General features: G+C 56.3%; 9 protein-coding genes and 6 pseudogenes. 9 read left to right on the top strand and 6 right to left on the bottom strand.

Features of this window, described 5'->3' with window-relative positions; all coding sequences use genetic code 11:
- The 5 genes and pseudogenes from VSR82_RS37515 to VSR82_RS37495 all read left to right on the top strand — a co-directional run.
- Positions 1-128 (top strand): annotated as a pseudogene (locus tag VSR82_RS37515) (ISL3 family transposase); the annotation flags it as partial.
- 259 nt (positions 129-387) lie between these two features.
- Positions 388-852: a hypothetical protein gene (locus tag VSR82_RS37510; protein WP_410853300.1), complete on the top strand. Its 465-nt coding sequence runs from the start codon at positions 388-390 to the stop codon at positions 850-852.
- Between the two features lie 11 nt (positions 853-863).
- Positions 864-1034: a hypothetical protein gene (locus VSR82_RS37505; protein WP_410853299.1), complete on the top strand. Its 171-nt coding sequence runs from the start codon at positions 864-866 to the stop codon at positions 1032-1034.
- A 199-nt stretch (positions 1035-1233) separates the two neighbouring features.
- Positions 1234-2670: an ISNCY family transposase gene (locus VSR82_RS37500; protein WP_498858680.1), complete on the top strand. Its 1437-nt coding sequence runs from the start codon at positions 1234-1236 to the stop codon at positions 2668-2670.
- Between the two features lie 285 nt (positions 2671-2955).
- Positions 2956-5271: a S9 family peptidase gene (locus VSR82_RS37495; protein WP_498858679.1), complete on the top strand. Its 2316-nt coding sequence runs from the start codon at positions 2956-2958 to the stop codon at positions 5269-5271.
- Between the two features lie 390 nt (positions 5272-5661).
- On the opposite strand, the pseudogene VSR82_RS37490 reads toward VSR82_RS37495, so the two are convergent.
- The 6 genes and pseudogenes from VSR82_RS37490 to VSR82_RS37465 all read right to left on the bottom strand — a co-directional run.
- A pseudogene (locus VSR82_RS37490) lies at positions 5662-7172 on the bottom strand (site-specific integrase).
- Between the two features lie 204 nt (positions 7173-7376).
- Positions 7377-9110 (bottom strand): carbamoyltransferase family protein, encoded by a 1734-nt coding sequence (locus tag VSR82_RS37485; RefSeq protein WP_498858678.1) that lies wholly within the window; start codon positions 9108-9110, stop codon positions 7377-7379.
- Positions 9111-9380: 270 nt separating this feature from the next.
- Entirely contained in the window at positions 9381-9665 is a 285-nt protein-coding gene (locus VSR82_RS37480) for a hypothetical protein (RefSeq protein ID WP_368599736.1), read from the bottom strand.
- A 535-nt stretch (positions 9666-10200) separates the two neighbouring features.
- Positions 10201-11475 (bottom strand): annotated as a pseudogene (locus tag VSR82_RS37475) (IS4 family transposase).
- 335 nt (positions 11476-11810) lie between these two features.
- Positions 11811-12252, bottom strand: a pseudogene (locus VSR82_RS37470) (IS110 family RNA-guided transposase); the annotation flags it as partial.
- Between the two features lie 105 nt (positions 12253-12357).
- Positions 12358-12504: pseudogene (locus tag VSR82_RS37465) on the bottom strand (IS6 family transposase); the annotation flags it as partial.
- A gap of 111 nt (positions 12505-12615) precedes the next feature.
- Between VSR82_RS37465 and VSR82_RS37460 the strand changes: the two are divergent.
- From VSR82_RS37460 to VSR82_RS37445, 4 genes and pseudogenes are all read left to right on the top strand, one after another.
- On the top strand, positions 12616-12786 hold the full coding sequence (locus VSR82_RS37460) for a hypothetical protein (protein ID WP_410852915.1): 171 nt from the start codon (positions 12616-12618) through the stop codon (positions 12784-12786).
- A gap of 620 nt (positions 12787-13406) precedes the next feature.
- Positions 13407-13588: pseudogene (locus tag VSR82_RS37455) on the top strand (IS6 family transposase); the annotation flags it as partial.
- Positions 13589-13760: 172 nt separating this feature from the next.
- Positions 13761-14339 carry a hypothetical protein gene (locus tag VSR82_RS37450; RefSeq protein ID WP_368587387.1) on the top strand — a complete coding sequence of 193 codons (579 nt, stop codon included), beginning with the start codon at positions 13761-13763 and terminating at the stop codon, positions 14337-14339.
- Between the two features lie 198 nt (positions 14340-14537).
- Positions 14538-15455, top strand: coding sequence for a hypothetical protein (locus tag VSR82_RS37445; RefSeq protein ID WP_410852916.1), 918 nt, complete (start codon positions 14538-14540; stop codon positions 15453-15455).
- The last annotated feature ends 114 nt before the right edge of the window (positions 15456-15569 follow it).

Below are 15569 nucleotides of genomic sequence, written 5' to 3'. Positions count from 1 at the left end.
ATCTGGGCTGGCACACGGTCAAGTCGATCGACAAGATGCGCCTGCGTGCCCGTGTGGCCGACCCGGACTGGTCGGCGATCCGCTATCTGGCGATGGACGAGTTCGCGCTGCATAAGGGCCACCGCTATCCTATGCACACGGAGGTGCGTGTCAGCCGGCGACACCTTGCAGCTCCGCACGCTCGTCACAGGTTCCCGTAGGACCGACCCGATTGACCAGCCGCTCGACAGCCGGTAAAACGGGGCATTATCATGTGCGGTCTTTGGAGAAGCACATGAACGACCTAAATTTCACGAGCGGCGACGTGCCCATTTGGCTCGCGCCCCTTTCGAACGTTTACGAGGCCTCGGACACTTACAGCGCACCCGCCAACATGGAGGGGGCCTGGTGAGAGTGTTCTGGGCAGACTGGCTGGGCTGGTTCGGGTCTAACGTGCTCGTCGGCGCGCTCGCGCCGTTGATCATCCTAGGCTGCATTTGGTGGTTTCGACGGCAGCTCCGACGACGCGATCCAGTCGATTTTTTTGCCGCGTTTCGCGACGGTCAGCTGGGTTACGTCGGACTGGGATGGGCGGCGGGCGCATTTGCCGAACTCGTCAAGGCCATGGCTGTTGCGAAGGCAGCGACATGGCCGATGGTCATCGCGGGATTCCTGCTTCTGATTGCCGCAGTCTTCAACGGCCTAAACGCCGGCGTGAACGCGATCGGGCCGGAGCCCTTGACCGGCGTCGCCCCGATCTCAATATGGAGCAGGGAATGGTGGTTTGTTCGCTACGCCGCCTTTACCTCGTCGCTGTTTGTCGCTGTGGTAACATTGGCCCTAGCTGGATGGGTCCACGCCATGGCCGGCTGAAGGAGCAGAGCATGGATTATATGCAGAACCCGCATCTGGCGGACCTCAGTGCCGCCGAGCGAAAGCAGGCTATTGAGCAGGCGACCAAGTCCCGCACGCAGAGCCTCAAGCTGTCGGTGTGGGGATCGCTTGTGCTCGTCGCCGTCATGATCGCAACGATTGTCGTGGAAAAGCTTCATTGACGTCTGTCTTACAGCGACCCGCCGAGCCCGCCTGATTAGCGGGCTTTTTGTTGTGGTGAGATTTGACATAACATAATTTAACAACATTTATGTTGTAGCAGCAAAGTAGTAGTGTCGTACTTGGGCAAAGTACAGATGTCGTACCCTGGCTATCTGTAGCGCATGATGGTGCGGTTTTTCCGCCTGTGGAGAGACCACCATGACGCGCACCGGGACGATCACGATGAGCATGCAGGAGCTGGACCGGCTGAAGGTCATCGAGGCGGTTGCCGAAGGCCGCCTGATGACTTGGCGTGCCGCCGAGCGGCTGGGACTGAGTCGGCGTCAGATCGAGCGAATGGTGATCCGCTATCGCGACGATGGTGCCGCGGGACTGGTTTCGCGGCGGCGCGGCGCGAGCAGCAATCATCAGCTGTCGCAGTCGTTGCTGGACCGGGTGCTGGGCCTGATCCACGAGCGCTACGCGGATTTTGGTCCGACGCTGGCCTGCGAGAAGCTGCGCGAATGCCACGGGCTGGTGCTGTCAAAGGAGACGGTACGGCACCTGATGACGGATGCGGGGCTCTGGGTGCCGCGCAAACAGCGTCCGCCGAAGGTCTACCAGCCACGCGCGCGGCGTGCGTGTTACGGCGAGCTGGTGCAGATCGACGGCAGCGATCACCGCTGGTTCGAGGACCGGGCGCCCTCCTGCACGCTGCTGGTGTACATCGATGACGCGACCAGCCGCCTGATGATGCTGCATTTCACGGCGAGCGAATCGACCTTCAGTTACTTTGAGGCGACGCGCGCGTATCTCGAGCAGCATGGCAAGCCGGTCGCCTTTTACAGCGACAAGTACAGCGTGTTCCGCAGTACGGCAGCCGCGAGCACCGGGCGCAGCGTGACGCACTTTGGCCGGGCGATGTACGAACTGAACATCGACACCTTCTGCGCGAACAGTAGCCCCGCCAAGGGCCGCGTCGAGCGGGCGCACCTGACCCTGCAGGACCGGCTGGTCAAGGAACTGCGGCTGCGCGGGATCAGCGCGATCGCCGGTGCCAACGCGTATGCGCCCTGCTTCATGGCTGCGTATAACACGCGCTTCGCCAGGCCGCCGCGCAGCGGGTTCGACGCGCACCGGCCGCTACGGACTGACGAGAATCTGGACCTGCTGATGACGTGGCGCGAAACGCGACGCGTATCGAAATCGCTGACCGTGCAGTACGACCGGGTGCTGTACCTGCTGGACGACACGCTGGCGAACCGCAGGCTGGTCCACCGGTACATCGACGTGTGGGAGTACCCCGACGGACGCATCGAGATCCGGGCCGATGGCCGGGTCCTGCAATGCAGACGGTACGACCGGCTGGCCGAGGTCGATGCGGGCGCCGTGGTTGAACACAAGCGTCTGGGGCACGCATTGCGACTCGCGCAGGTCATCCAGGCACAGCGCGACAGCCGGCGCATCTCCGGTTCACCGTCGCGCACCAACCAGGGTCAGCCGGTTCGTGCAAAGGAACGCGTGGCCGGCACGAAGAAACAGCGCGAGTTCACGCGCGAAGATATCAATGCAGCGCTGATCCAGGTCGTGGAAGAACCGGTCGAGATAGCGCTCAGGGCTAGCAAACCCACGCCGCGGTCTGCTAGTGCCCACTGAACGGTCTGACACGCCCTGCCCGCTCAGTCCCGTCCTTCAACGCTGCAAGGAGATTCAAACCTTTAAAAACAGATTCGCAACCAGCGCCAGAACTACGACATCTGTATTTAGCCCGTGCTACGACATCTGAATCTGGCTTTGACATATGTATGTAGCGGCTAAGTTGTAATGTCCGCTTCTGGATCAGCGGACACTGATCATACCCACTCGCATTCACTGATGGCATAAAAATTGCCCCAAGGTAAGCCGACGACGTAACTTATACATAGTCAAGGCCAAACATCCATGCAAAAAATTGTCACCATCTTTCTGCTTCTAATTTCCTACTGCACGTTGCTATCGGCTGCTGACAACCAGGGGAACGGAACCATACACCCCCCCTTTGCTCTTACCCCCTCAGACTTTCAGCGGGCTCTCACAGTTCGTTACCAGTACTCGGATAAGATTGTCAATTTCGTCGATACCCCCCCTTTCTGGCTTTCGCCCGAGACCCTTGCCTACCGACGGACGACACATGGTGAGCGCCAGTTCATTAAATTCAATATCAAAACTGGGAAGAAGCAACCGGCTTTCGATCATAGCCGCCTTGCCGAAGCATTAAATAAGGCGGCCTCCTCGAATTTCCGAGGCACTTCGCTGCCCTTTGACCGCTTCGAAATCGGACAAGACGGCCACCAGTTGCTGTTCTCCATTGATTCCGTTCAGTGGAGTTGTGATCTTTCAAGCTACATCTGCACTAGGATCTCTCAGGGCGAAATCTTGTCATTTCATAACGACTTCACGCCAACGGCTGAAAGCGATAGTCGAATGACAAGCGATTCACCGGACGGCAAGTGGAAAGCATATATCAAAAACTACAACGTCTTTCTAATGAGTAAGGACGGGTCAGTAAATGTACCGTTAAGTTGGGACGGGACAGAAGCGAACAATTACGTCTTCTCATCCCTAAAGTGGTCCCCTGACTCGAATCACCTCGCAGGTTACCGTGTCGCCGTCGGCCAACCGCGTCAAATCATGCTTGTCAATTCCTCAGCAACAAACCATCAAGCCAGGTATGAGCCATTAGCGTATCCCAAAGCGGGAGATATTCTTCCGCGACCGCAACCGGTACTATTCGACATAGTCAACAAGCGCATGGTCAATATCGACAATGCTTTGTTCCCGAATCCTTTTGACCTTTCCCAAATTAATTGGTGGAAGGATGGGAAAGGCTTTACATTTGAGTACAACCAACGCGGCCATCAGCTCTACCGAGTAATCGAGGTGGAGGCAGCCACCGGCCGTACGCGCTCTTTGATCGATGAGGTCAGCTCCACGTTCGTCGATTATACAGATTTAAGAAATAACCAAAGAAATGCCGGAAAACACTTTCGTTACAATGTTAATGATGGAGAGGAAATTATCTGGGCATCCGAGCGCGATGGATTTGAACATCTGTACCTCTTTAATGGCCGTACCGGTGTTTTAGAAAACCAAATCACCAAAGGTGACTGGATTGTCCGCGCGGTGGACCACATCGATCCGGTCAGAAGGGAAATTTGGTTCGAAGCAAGCGGAATGAATTTCGGTGAGGACCCTTATTTCGTTCATGCCTACCGAATTGGCTTCGACGGAAAGCGGCTGACATCACTTACGCCAGAACCGGCCAATCATCACATCGAGTTTTCTCCGGACGGTAGATTCTACGTCGACCTCTGGTCGCGTATCGACCTTCCCCCACGCATGGCGCTTTTCCGGTCTAGCGACAACGCTAAACTGATGCAGATCGAGAGCACCGACATCTCCCAACTCGAATCTAATGGATGGAGAACACCAATCAATTTTGTTGCCAAAGGGCGCGATGGTAAGACCGATATTTGGGGAATCATTCATCTACCAGATAGATTCGATCCACATCTGAAGTATCCTGTGGTGGAGCATATATATGCCGGCCCGCAAGGCTCTCACGTCCCAAAGTCATTCACAACCACAACAGAGCCCCTTACCCAGTTGGGTTTTATCGTTGTGCAAATCGACGGAATGGGCACTAACAACCGTTCACGCCTTTTCCATGATGTCGCGTGGAAGAATCTGAAAGATGCAGGCCTTCCCGATCGCATTCTGTGGCATAAGGCGGCTGCCTCTCTATATCCCTGGTACGACATCTCGAATTTGGGAATCTTCGGTACATCAGCTGGCGGCCAGAACGCCATTGATGCACTGCTATTCCATTCGGACTTCTATAAGCTTGCGGTAGCCAACAGTGGTTGCTATGACAACCGTATGGACAAGATATGGTGGAACGAACAGTGGATGGGCTGGCCCGTCGGCATTGAATACTCACAGTCCTCCGCCATCGACAATGCCGACAATCTGCACGGCAAACTTATGCTTGTTGTGGGCGAAATGGACCACAATGTCGATCCGGCCTCCACCTTTGCGCTCGCCGACAGTCTCATTAAGGCGGGAAAGGAATTCGAAATGGTCTATGTGCCTGGTGCTGATCATGGAGCCCCCGGTATCTTCACCGAGCGTAAGCTCATGGATTTCTTCGTTCGCAATGTTTTCGGGCAAGATCCGCCTAATTGGAATGCCACATCGATGCATTTTCCGTCGAGTTGATTTCCCTTTATACTGATCGCCTTGACATTGAGTTCGTAGGATTTTTCTATAGTCACATTCAATCGTTTACGTTGGGCTCAGGACTGCTATTGTTTGCCTTCGTTGAACGCAAGCCCGCAAGATTCGTGTGGGAGACCGGCGCAGTGTCATCGCCGGTCGCTGAGCGTCGCCGTCGTTCAGGCGCTACGCCGAAAGCAGTGGAGTCAATGCCTTGCGCGTTGGCGATCGTACTCGCTCTGGCGCTTGAAGAATTTCTCGCCTCAGCGGTCTTGGACCTGAGGATTGAAAGTGGCACGGCCATTGGGATGCCAACGAAATCATTCGCTTGTGGGGGTTATATGCTGGAACCGCCGATTTTTTCGAAATTCTTCGAATTCAATAGGTTAGCGGCTATTTTCGGGCGGCAAAGGCCTGATCCATAGCCCTCGCACGCTGGATTTCGTCGCCGTGCAGGTACATCGATGTCGTCGCGATCGATGCATGGCGCAGGTTGTCGCGCACGCTGGTCAGTTTGGCCCCGCTAGCGAGCGCGTGGCTGTGGCGCATCCAGTGCGGACTCGCGCGGCGCAATTTTTCGGCAGCTACCGGATGATCGGCCTCGATCACGTCGGCTGCCTGTGCGAAGAAGCGGCGCATGACGCGCCCCAGACGCGAACCCGCGATACCCGCGTCGCCGTCTTCGCCCAGACTCGCGACCAGTGATGTCTTCGGGTTGCAGCGTTGTGGCGTGACAGGCAGGCGTCGCTGTGCAAGGTACTGATCGAGCGCAGTACGCGCGAGCGGCGGCAGTGCCACCTTGCCGGGCTTGCTGCCCTTGCCGACCAGATGCAGCCAGTGATCACCGTGCCCGTCCACGCGGATGCTGCCGAGCTCGGCGCCGACCAGTTCGCTCGCGCGCAGACCCGTCGCGTAGCCGAAGTCAAGCAGGAAGCGCAGCCGCTGCGCCGCTGGCTCCGACCAGCCATAGGACCATTCGAGGCCGTCGGCAATCGCGCGGACCAGCAGCCACTCACCCTCGGTGAAACCGCGCGTCGTGTCCAGCGCTGGCTGCGAGGCGTGGCCTCGGACCTTGACGCCGGAAAACGGATTGGCGAGCACGTTACGCTGCTCGATCAGCCAGCGAAACAGCGCCGAGAGCACCGTCAGTGCGTAGGCTGCTGAGCGCGCTGACAGGGCAGTGACGACAGCGCCCGCCCGCGTTCGACGATCGCCCACAGGATCAGCCGCTCGGCCTCCTTGCGATAGGCGCGCTGCGTCGTCGCTGTTTCGTGCAGCGCAAGCCACGCCTGTACCGCCTCGTAATCGTTCGTCACGTTCAGCGTGCAGGCATTACGCGGCGCCCGGAAACTGCCCTGCGAGCCATCGACCTCGTGCGGCAGGCGCAACTCTTCCCACGGCACGATGCTGCGTGGCTTGGTGACCGCGACCAGTGCGCGGGCGCGCTCGGTCAACAGCGGATGCTCGGCGAAGAATGCTTCGACTTGCCGAGCCCCCATCGCGCCGAGCCCCTCGATCGTTCGCCACCATCCGCGCCGTCGCCGGATGCGTACGGTCAGTTCCGAGAGCGTATGGATGCCGTGTGCACGCAGGGCATTCGCGGTCCGGGGTGCGAGCCACCATTCAATGTCGTCGCTGATCTGGGGCTGTGGCGCAGTCAACGAGGGCAACGTCCTGAGCGCGTGTTCAACTGCCTTGGCTCGCCCCCGCCGCTCTTGGCGCGTGTGCTGGAATACCGCCGGCAGATCCAGTCGATGGCGGCTTTCGGCGAACGCAATGAGCTGCCGGCGGATGCGGCCGAGCATGCCACGTGCGGACCGGCCCGGCGCCTTAAGGCCAGGCAGGTAGCGCAGGACGGTTGCACGTGAACTGAGGCCTGCATACCAGCCACGCAGCGCGGCCAGCGCATCGGCATCCGGGAACCCCCGGGTTCGGCAGGCGTCGCGAGCCGGGCTCGGGCATTACACGTTTCGCAACGAGAACCCGATCGACATCGCAGCCATGCTTGCGGGTCTCGACCTTCTCTAACCACCTGAAATCAAAGAACTTCCAAAATTTTGGCGATTCCGGCTTACAACCCCATGTACGGCTAGGTCTCAGGGCAGATGTCAGGTGTAACCTGGGTTTTTCTCAACGAGGTAGTTGCCAAGCACGAGGTAGTCGATGTCGGTCTTCAAAAATGTATTAATGGCGTCCTGAGGGCTGCACACAATCGGCTCCGAGTCGTTGAAGGAAGTGTTTAGCAGCAGCGGAACGCCTGTGAGTGCCTCGAACTCAGAAATCAAGCGGTAGTACTCAGGGTTATCCTCCCGATAAACCGTCTGCGCACGTACAGTTTGGTCAAAATGAACGACCGCCGGGATCGCACCCGCCTTTTCGGGGTGGACCACTGACGTCGTAAGCATGTACTTTCCTGCATTCGCGTCGGTACTTCCGATGAACCATTCCTCTGCACGTTCTCCGAGAATGCTTGGACAGAACGGACGGTAAAGTTCGCGATGCTTCACCTTGACGTTCATCAATTCGCGGATGTCTTTGTTGCGTGGATCTGCTAGCAAGCTACGCGCACCAAGCGCACGCGGCCCCCACTCCATCCCACCACTGAACCAACCGACAATGTTGCCATCAGCGATAAGCTGCGCGGCTTTCCCCGCAACTTCCACCTTGTTGTAGTTCAGGTTCGTGCGAGAAAGCACCGCCTCGATTTCATCGTCAGTGTAGCTCGGGCCGAGGTAGGCGTTCGTAAACACATAGTCCCGCGGCCGACCAAGCATTTGATTCCAAATCAGGAATGCAGCCCCCATCGCGGTGCCAGCATCGTTGGAGGCCGGCTGAATAAAGATATTGTCGAACAGCTTCTCACGCACAATCGCGCCATTAGCTGCACAATTTAGCGCGACGCCCCCGGCCATGCACAAGTTGCGATGGGTTTGATAATCGAAACGACGCAGGATTTCTACGAGCACCTGTTCGGTCAGCAACTGCAGGCCAGCTGCGACATTCACGTAGGCCTGCCAGTTCTCGACGTTGAAGTCCACAGGTTCATAGCGCCTTGGCAGGCCGAAAAGCGTCTCCAACGGAGAAAAGTCTGGCGATTCATGACGCAGCACGGCCAGATCGACGCTCATGTTTTGCTTGCTAGTCACAATCTTCGCAAATAGGTCAATGGTTTTGGTAGCGTCGCCATAGGCGGCGAGACCCATGACCTTGGACGCATCGTACTGGCTAAAGCCAAGATATTTTGACAGCTTCTCCCACACAAACCCGAGTGAATTCGGAAAAATAAAATCGTGCACTTTGCGCAGTTGCGTGCCCTCTCCGTAGTACAGCGAAGTACTCGCCCATTCCCCGATTCCGTCAATCACGAGCACCGCGGCCTTATCGAACTGCGACACGTGGAAGGCGCTTGCGGCGTGGCAATCGTGGTGCGGCAGAAAGTGGAAGGTCCCCCTGAATCCGGCGTTCTCAATCAGTTGCCTGCGCGCGGACAGCACCCCATCAATGAAGTCCAGCCCCCCTTCGATTGTCTGGTAGCTATCCTTCTCCAGCGGCCACACGTGAGGCGTGTCGTTCGTATCCCGCCATTGTGCCACACCCTCTTGAAGAATTTCAGGGCTGAACGAGTAACCGAGGTGCTCACAGTCGGCAAGCGTGATTCCCGCAGCCTCGAGACACTTATTGATCGCGAGCCATGGCAACTCGCCCGTCGTCCCGGGACTGGCGAGTTTCCCATGCTTGATGCGATTTAGACGCTCCTCTTCGATCGCCATTACGACTTGCCCATCCTTGATAAGACAAGCGGCAGATTCGTGGTAAGCGGCGTTAATACCAAGTACATACATCTTGGAATCCTTTAAGGTTGAGGCTACTTCAATACTTCACTGACCAGTATCTCGACGATGCATTGATTACCGGAACAATGCTTAGCACCACATCCAGCGTTCGTTTAGAGGAAATCGCTCGTCAAAATCTCTACTTTCCACCAGGAAATCTATGAACTCAGAGGCTGTTGCTTCCTCGCTGGTGCCAGAGAAAAATTCCCTGGTCATGGATGACGAGTGGCCAACTGAAATTTTCTTGTAAAAATGCAATTTCGAAAAAAACTGGAAAAATCAAGTACATTTTGTCGGCTGACCAGTTTTTTCATCGATTTCCTCATAAGTAAGCTCGCTGCGCCTTATCATTGTCGGCGTGGATGGTCTGACACCGGGTCGCGTAGACAATGAGCGAAGATCGAACTTCTCATTCAAATCGACCACCATCGTATATCGCGGGCCGGCTTCGCGATTGATCGCAGCATGTGTCCCATGTACATGCAGAAACCCGATGTCTTCCGCTTCCATTCGAAAGACATCGGACGACTCCGAGTGCAATGCAGTTGGATTCGTCTTGAGCATGACGTGGGACTCGCGTGACCTTGCGTCCAGCCTCGCCGAACTCCACCATATCCCGGTTCGGGAATAGCATGCCCGCGTGAATTTTCATCACACGTACCATACGAATTGCAGAAGGCTCGAAGAGAACGTTGAGCAGTTCATCGAGATAAGTCAGTTGCACACCGAGCGACGTAGACCCTGCATCTTTGTTTCCCGCATTGAGCCTCGTATCGTTTATCTCCGAACAAGGGTTTCTTAGATTGTATGTATGGAATGTGCCAACTCGAAACTCCGAATACACTTCCGGTGCGGGAGGATGTTGTTCTAACAGTGCTAGGTCCTTGGCCAGTCGTTGCTCGTCAAACGCAACCTTACCTAGAAGTGCCGATATCATATGTATCCCGTGAATTTGCCATATAGGTCGTCAAGCCATATCTTCGACAACGGAGTTCTAATAGCGACGGCGTCCTGGCCCGTCTCGATATACAGAAGTGTCGTACCCGTCACGCAGGATCTGGATGGTGATCACCACATCCATGACACGCTGCATGCCAATCTACAGTATCTTCGCTCCGGGTTCACCATCGCCCTTGCGCCCGAGGAATCCGCCCAGTGACGCGATCATCCGTATCATCTGGTTAAGCGTCGGTGGCTTTTTCGGGCGGGGTTTCTTTGAGGGCACGTGAGCGCCGTGTATCTCGTCAGCCTCAAATAACAGCGAAGCATCCAGTTCCGGGCTGGTCCTGCCCAGCCGCATGAGCCGTGCGATACGCCAGGACACCACCATATACAGTACAAGCGCCTTCTCCACGCGCTCCATCTGCGAGAGCTGCAACGTTTCAACCCGGCAGGCGTTCTTGAACACATTGAAGAACATCTCGATCTCACACCTCGCGCGGTACCTGTCGATCAGTTCGGTGAGGGCATGTGCATTCGGCACTTCGCGGTTGCTCAGCAGGCGCCAGACGACGGGCTTCACGCCAGTGGGCGCATCCACTTCACATGCCTCAATGCAGCTCAGTTCGACGCCGCCGCGCCCGGGTAACTTCACGCGCTGTGCTCGCAGTTCCTGCTTCACTTCACGCGCCTTCTGGCGACCCCGCCCGGGCAGCACGAAGCTGACATGACCGAGCACCTCGCTCGCGTGTACCGTCTCCCACGGTTTTGCTTCGCCCTTGAGTGCCCAATTGTGCTGGGAGCGGATCAGCCAGTCAGCCGCTTCGCCCAACTCCTGCGCACGCTGCATGAGCGCGGCGATATCACCTTCGCGATCGGCCACATATACCAGCCGCGTGCCCGGCATGGCCGCCGCCTGCTGCGCCACGATCTCCTTTAACGTTCTATCCATCGTACGCTTTCGCAGACGCCGCCACGCCGGCCGTTATCGTCGCGCGGCTCGCGCGCCCACATCCAGGCGTTCATGACACCCAGCGCCTCGCGATCCGGTGTGACCGCATATGTAGCGTGAAGGTACATGCCTACCTGCGCTTCATAACTGAGCGGGCCGGCGCCCTCGATATCCTGCCCGTTGACGTTCAGCTCGGTCGTGTCAGCCACGCACAGGACTACCGGTAACTCGCCCATGCGCACAGCGGTGCGATCCCAGTGCGGGTGCATCATGTCGCGCCAGTCAATGTGACTCATTGCCCAGAAACCGGTATGCCGCCATGGTCTCGGCCCAGCCCTCACAGGCACCCGGAATACTCGCCGTGGGACGCGCGGCGGACCGCTTCAGCAGTTCCTTCGCGCGACGATCCCGCCTCGGGTCGCCCAGATCCAGTGTTTCAAATTCCTCGTCCACCCATGACCCCGGCTCATTACGAATCCGCATTCGAAAAGTCGAGAGTAAGCGCGAAATTCTGGCCGTTAACAACCCCGGTCACGCCGGTGCATCGCTCAATGCGTTTTAGGATAAACGGCTGCTACTGCGCTACTTCTGTATAAAGAGATGGTCCTAGCCGTCGCATCACCTGATGATTTAGGTGGCAGGTACCAGTTGCTCAATATTGTAGACCGCTTCTTCAATATCATTGAAGAAATCACACCCGATCAGGAACATTCTCTCAGAGGCCGACAGTACTTTTTCCCTGTCGTTCCCGGACAAGTCAATACGAACCGCCGGGTTCTGTCGCGATAAGGATGACGGGCAGAGCATGCTCGCATATGTACCTCGCCGTATTCCGTCAGTCCTCGAAGGTTATTGATCTGCATCGTTCGGAACTTGAGCAGTTGCTGCCTCATCCGGTGCAGCCCAAGCATCGCTTGCTGCATCTCGGTTTTTACCGCTACCGGCTTGCCTGGCTGCTGTACTGCCAGCCAGATCGCCCGGGCCTCCGCTGCATCGTTCTTATTTCGGATGTTGAACGCCTTCACAAACTCCCCCCGGCATCAGCTTCACCTCGTGGCCCATCGTCGTCAGTTGCCGAGCCCAGTGGTGCGCACCACCGCACGCTTCCATCCCGATCAGGCACGGCGTAAGGTTCGCGAAGTGCTCGAGGAACTTTGCTCGCTTGATCGGCTTGTTCACGATCTCGCCGGTTTCCTGATCGATGTAATGCAACTGGAACACGTTTTTCGCGATGTCCATACCGACTGCTGTACGATTCATCACTGGATCCTCCGGTCGCCTTGGAAAGCTTCCTATTTGCCACTTGGGCACATCGATGCCGTTGACCCGTGAGGATCGGTCACGGGGTGGGACGCGTTCATTTCATTCTTCGAGGTTACGGAGGCTCAATGAGTACGCCACGTACCACCGGACGCACAGCAGGATCACGTCCAGCGGGTAGTGCAGCCGCTTCAATACCTTGCCAATGCCGGCGGGCAGCATCTTGCTCGGCGTCTTCGTCTTTGCCATCATGCTTGTCATACGTTGTGGTCGACGATTTTACTTGACCGCGCTAATGCGACAAAACCCCGCCAACTCGGGTGCTGTTAAAAACCTTAGAACTGGGCGATATTAGAAACTCGAATGGATATCGAAAAAACAATTGATATCCATTCGATTCGCGATTGGTGGTATGTTGGTAGCAAATGTCGTGCGGCCCGTAGTGTTTTGATTTTTGGTTGTGCGCGCACAAAGTCTTTCTTGATCGGTAGTTTGGCTGGGGTGAGGCATCTGCGGGCGGCAATCGTGATCTGAAGCGGCGCGCTCAGCTTATTCTCGCAGATGGCGTGGACTTGACGTGCATGCGAACGCTTGCCCGCTCTGGCGGGTATGGGGGAAATCGCGACATCAGCAACAAGGGGTCTATGTTCGTGAGTCGCCGGGAACTCGTCAACGCACTAGCCTTTCGATAGTGTTCGCGAACCCGCATTTCAGTGGTCGGCATTGACTTCGATGCTTATCGTGACTGGTGTCGTCGTAACGGCGGCGCGCTTGGCCAGATGCCCCCGGTCTTGGCTGGGAGATTGAGATGTCGCATTGTATTCCTTTGGTGCGCCCGGATCATGGGGCGAATAAGCGCTCAACCTTATGAAAAGTGTCTAGTGTTATTGTCGGTAGTGGTACGCTAGCCATTAAGTGTGCTCAGCTAGCCAAAGAAAAGGGGCATGTGATCCGCGGGCTCTGTTAGGGTGACGCAGGAGCGGGGTAGAATGAAGCGATGAAGAAAAGAAAGTCGCTTTATCACGGCCACCGCTTTCCCTGCCATCGTCATCAGCTGCGCGGTTCGCTGGCATTTCCGGACTGAGGACCACCACGAAAGCGGTGGAGAGACCACCGGAGCCTACCGTGTGCGCGCCAGTTCTCGACCCTACCCTCTCGAACAGGATCATCGGGCGATCAAGCGCCGAACTCGACCGATGCTTGGGTTCAAAAGGTTTCGTTGTGCCGCATCCTGTTGGGCGGCATCGAAGTTATGTACATGATCGTCAAGGGGCAGATGGACGATGGCGGCGTTGGTCAAACTCCCGCACAGCAATTCTATTCACTGGCTGGATAAGGAATCCATACCATATCGGACTTGGCCGACCTCTCGCTCTTATTGCGACAGAACCCGCTTTTTGGGCGGTTATTCGCGATCTCGAGAATTTATGCATGCCTTGGTCACAACAAGTCGCATTTACGCGGCTTGATCAGCGTAGCCTTAACCCAAACCAAGAGAGGAATCTTCCGTGGCATCAAAGAAGATATTAATTCTGCTGATAGCTGCTTGGCTGGACGTTTATAACGGCCCCGTCAGCGCGCAGACGCTTAACACCCGGTTCTTGGGTTGGATCGGCAAAAGCCAGCACGGCTACTCCTTGGACGGATCGGACTGGCACTATTGTTTCGGTGGCTCTGGAGGAAGCTGTGGAACCGTGGCGTTAACGACAGGCCATTCGTCATGCCACACCACCAGCTTTAACATCGGTGCGCAGTGGGGAATGCCGATAAAAATCGGCGAAATGGCGATCGATGTCGGGATCAATAAGTCATGGACTGCATGCAATATTCGTAGCGAAACGGTCACTTGTGGCCCTAACCCGGGCTGGAAGGGCCGCGCAGTCATCAACTTCAGCGAACGATGGGGGAAAGTCCACGTGATCGGAGCGGATAACTACCTCACCTTGCAGTCAAGCTGCCCAGCGGGATGGCGTTCCGATTGGATGGGGGGGGAGAGTTGGCGTTGCACATACGTCGGTGGCGCATATGATCGTGAAGGATATTTGCCAGAGTGGCGTGGCAGTAGCTGCAACTATCAGCGCATTTAGTTACTCAGATCGCGATTCGCCTCGTTCATTGGCTTGAGACAGCGGAGTGTCTTTGGTGTCGCCACGATACCGCCAAGAGCGAGGCGTGCACTGTATCAGACGGCTGACGTTCCTTATCTACAAATAAAACTTATGTCCTTCAATATAAATTTAACTTCACGGCGTCGAGTCCATCTAGCCATAGTTGGATGCTTGCTGATGGTGGTGGCAGGGTACCTCTTATTTCTCGCCGCGCCCACGGTGAGTTCGGAGCAAGCGAAGCGCGCATACAAGCCCACAGACTTGAGGTCTTCCGAAGCCACCGCGACAAGCAGCAAAGAGGGAATTGCGTGGCCCGATGGCATTAATGCCGGCGGGAGTTTGGCCACCGATGACAAGCCCTCCGGAGCGGCATCCAATGATACACCTGTACAAATTGACGCGAGCCTTCGTGCGATCTTTCAGAAGATCGTGAATCGCGGCAACATGTCTCAGAATGAGCTGGATGAGTTTCGGGCTCGGCTGCAGATTGCTTTGGAAAATGACCCCGAGGTCGCAAAGCTTGTGACTCAGTTCTATCACGACATGCCTGCCGAACATGGCATGGAGCGAGACATTCTTCGATCCATCCTAGTTGATTCTGCAATTGGCAGAGACATAGTCTTGCAAGAAGCAAATGCCATTTGGGAGGGCAGAAACGAATCCAAATATGCCGAGATGTATGAGACTTACTTCAACATGCCAAGTCAAACGCCTCAAGAGGTCTTCAGTAAGGCGCTGAGCGATTTGAGGAACGATGCCACGACCGATGAGAGGACCGCTGTCGCGCGACTGAATCTCATCGGCACTCTTGAGGAACCAAGCATTCTCGATGCCGCGAACTTAAGAAGTGAGGCCGAGCAGACATTGAACCAGATAGCGGACGGCCACGATAGTGAGTTGATACGTGCACTCGCTGTACAAAAACTCTTTCGGCTGAATTCCCCGGGGGAAGCTGCGAATATCGCTATCGGCCAGCTTTCCAAAGGTGCCTATCCGGACTTGGTTCGTGAAACGCTGAATTCCGTCAGCAGCGGTGATGTCGAGCTTACGCCGAACTTGCGCACAGCTTTGACCATGGCTGTTAAACGTCCGTAGATGGCGTCTGTCAAACGAAGAAAAGTTGGTACGAAATTGCACAAATGTTGAGACTTCCCCGGTTCGACGATCGACTCCGACGAAGTGGGCCTTGCGTGGCGCCGGTTTCCCGTC

This window comes from Burkholderia sp. JPY481, assembly GCF_038900515.1.
GTDB classification, from domain to species: domain Bacteria; phylum Pseudomonadota; class Gammaproteobacteria; order Burkholderiales; family Burkholderiaceae; genus Paraburkholderia; species Paraburkholderia youngii.
This window is presented reverse-complemented; position numbering and strand designations above follow the sequence as displayed.

Coding starts and splice junctions, on each gene's coding strand:
- VSR82_RS37505 (WP_410853299.1), top strand. CDS start 864: ATGGATTATATGCAGAACCCGCATCTGGCGGACCTCAGTGCCGCCGAG.
- VSR82_RS37500 (WP_498858680.1), top strand. CDS start 1,234: ATGACGCGCACCGGGACGATCACGATGAGCATGCAGGAGCTGGACCGG.
- VSR82_RS37495 (WP_498858679.1), top strand. CDS start 2,956: ATGCAAAAAATTGTCACCATCTTTCTGCTTCTAATTTCCTACTGCACG.
- VSR82_RS37485 (WP_498858678.1), bottom strand. CDS start 9,110: ATGTATGTACTTGGTATTAACGCCGCTTACCACGAATCTGCCGCTTGT.
- VSR82_RS37480 (WP_368599736.1), bottom strand. CDS start 9,665: ATGCTCAAGACGAATCCAACTGCATTGCACTCGGAGTCGTCCGATGTC.
- VSR82_RS37460 (WP_410852915.1), top strand. CDS start 12,616: ATGGATATCGAAAAAACAATTGATATCCATTCGATTCGCGATTGGTGG.
- VSR82_RS37445 (WP_410852916.1), top strand. CDS start 14,538: ATGGTGGTGGCAGGGTACCTCTTATTTCTCGCCGCGCCCACGGTGAGT.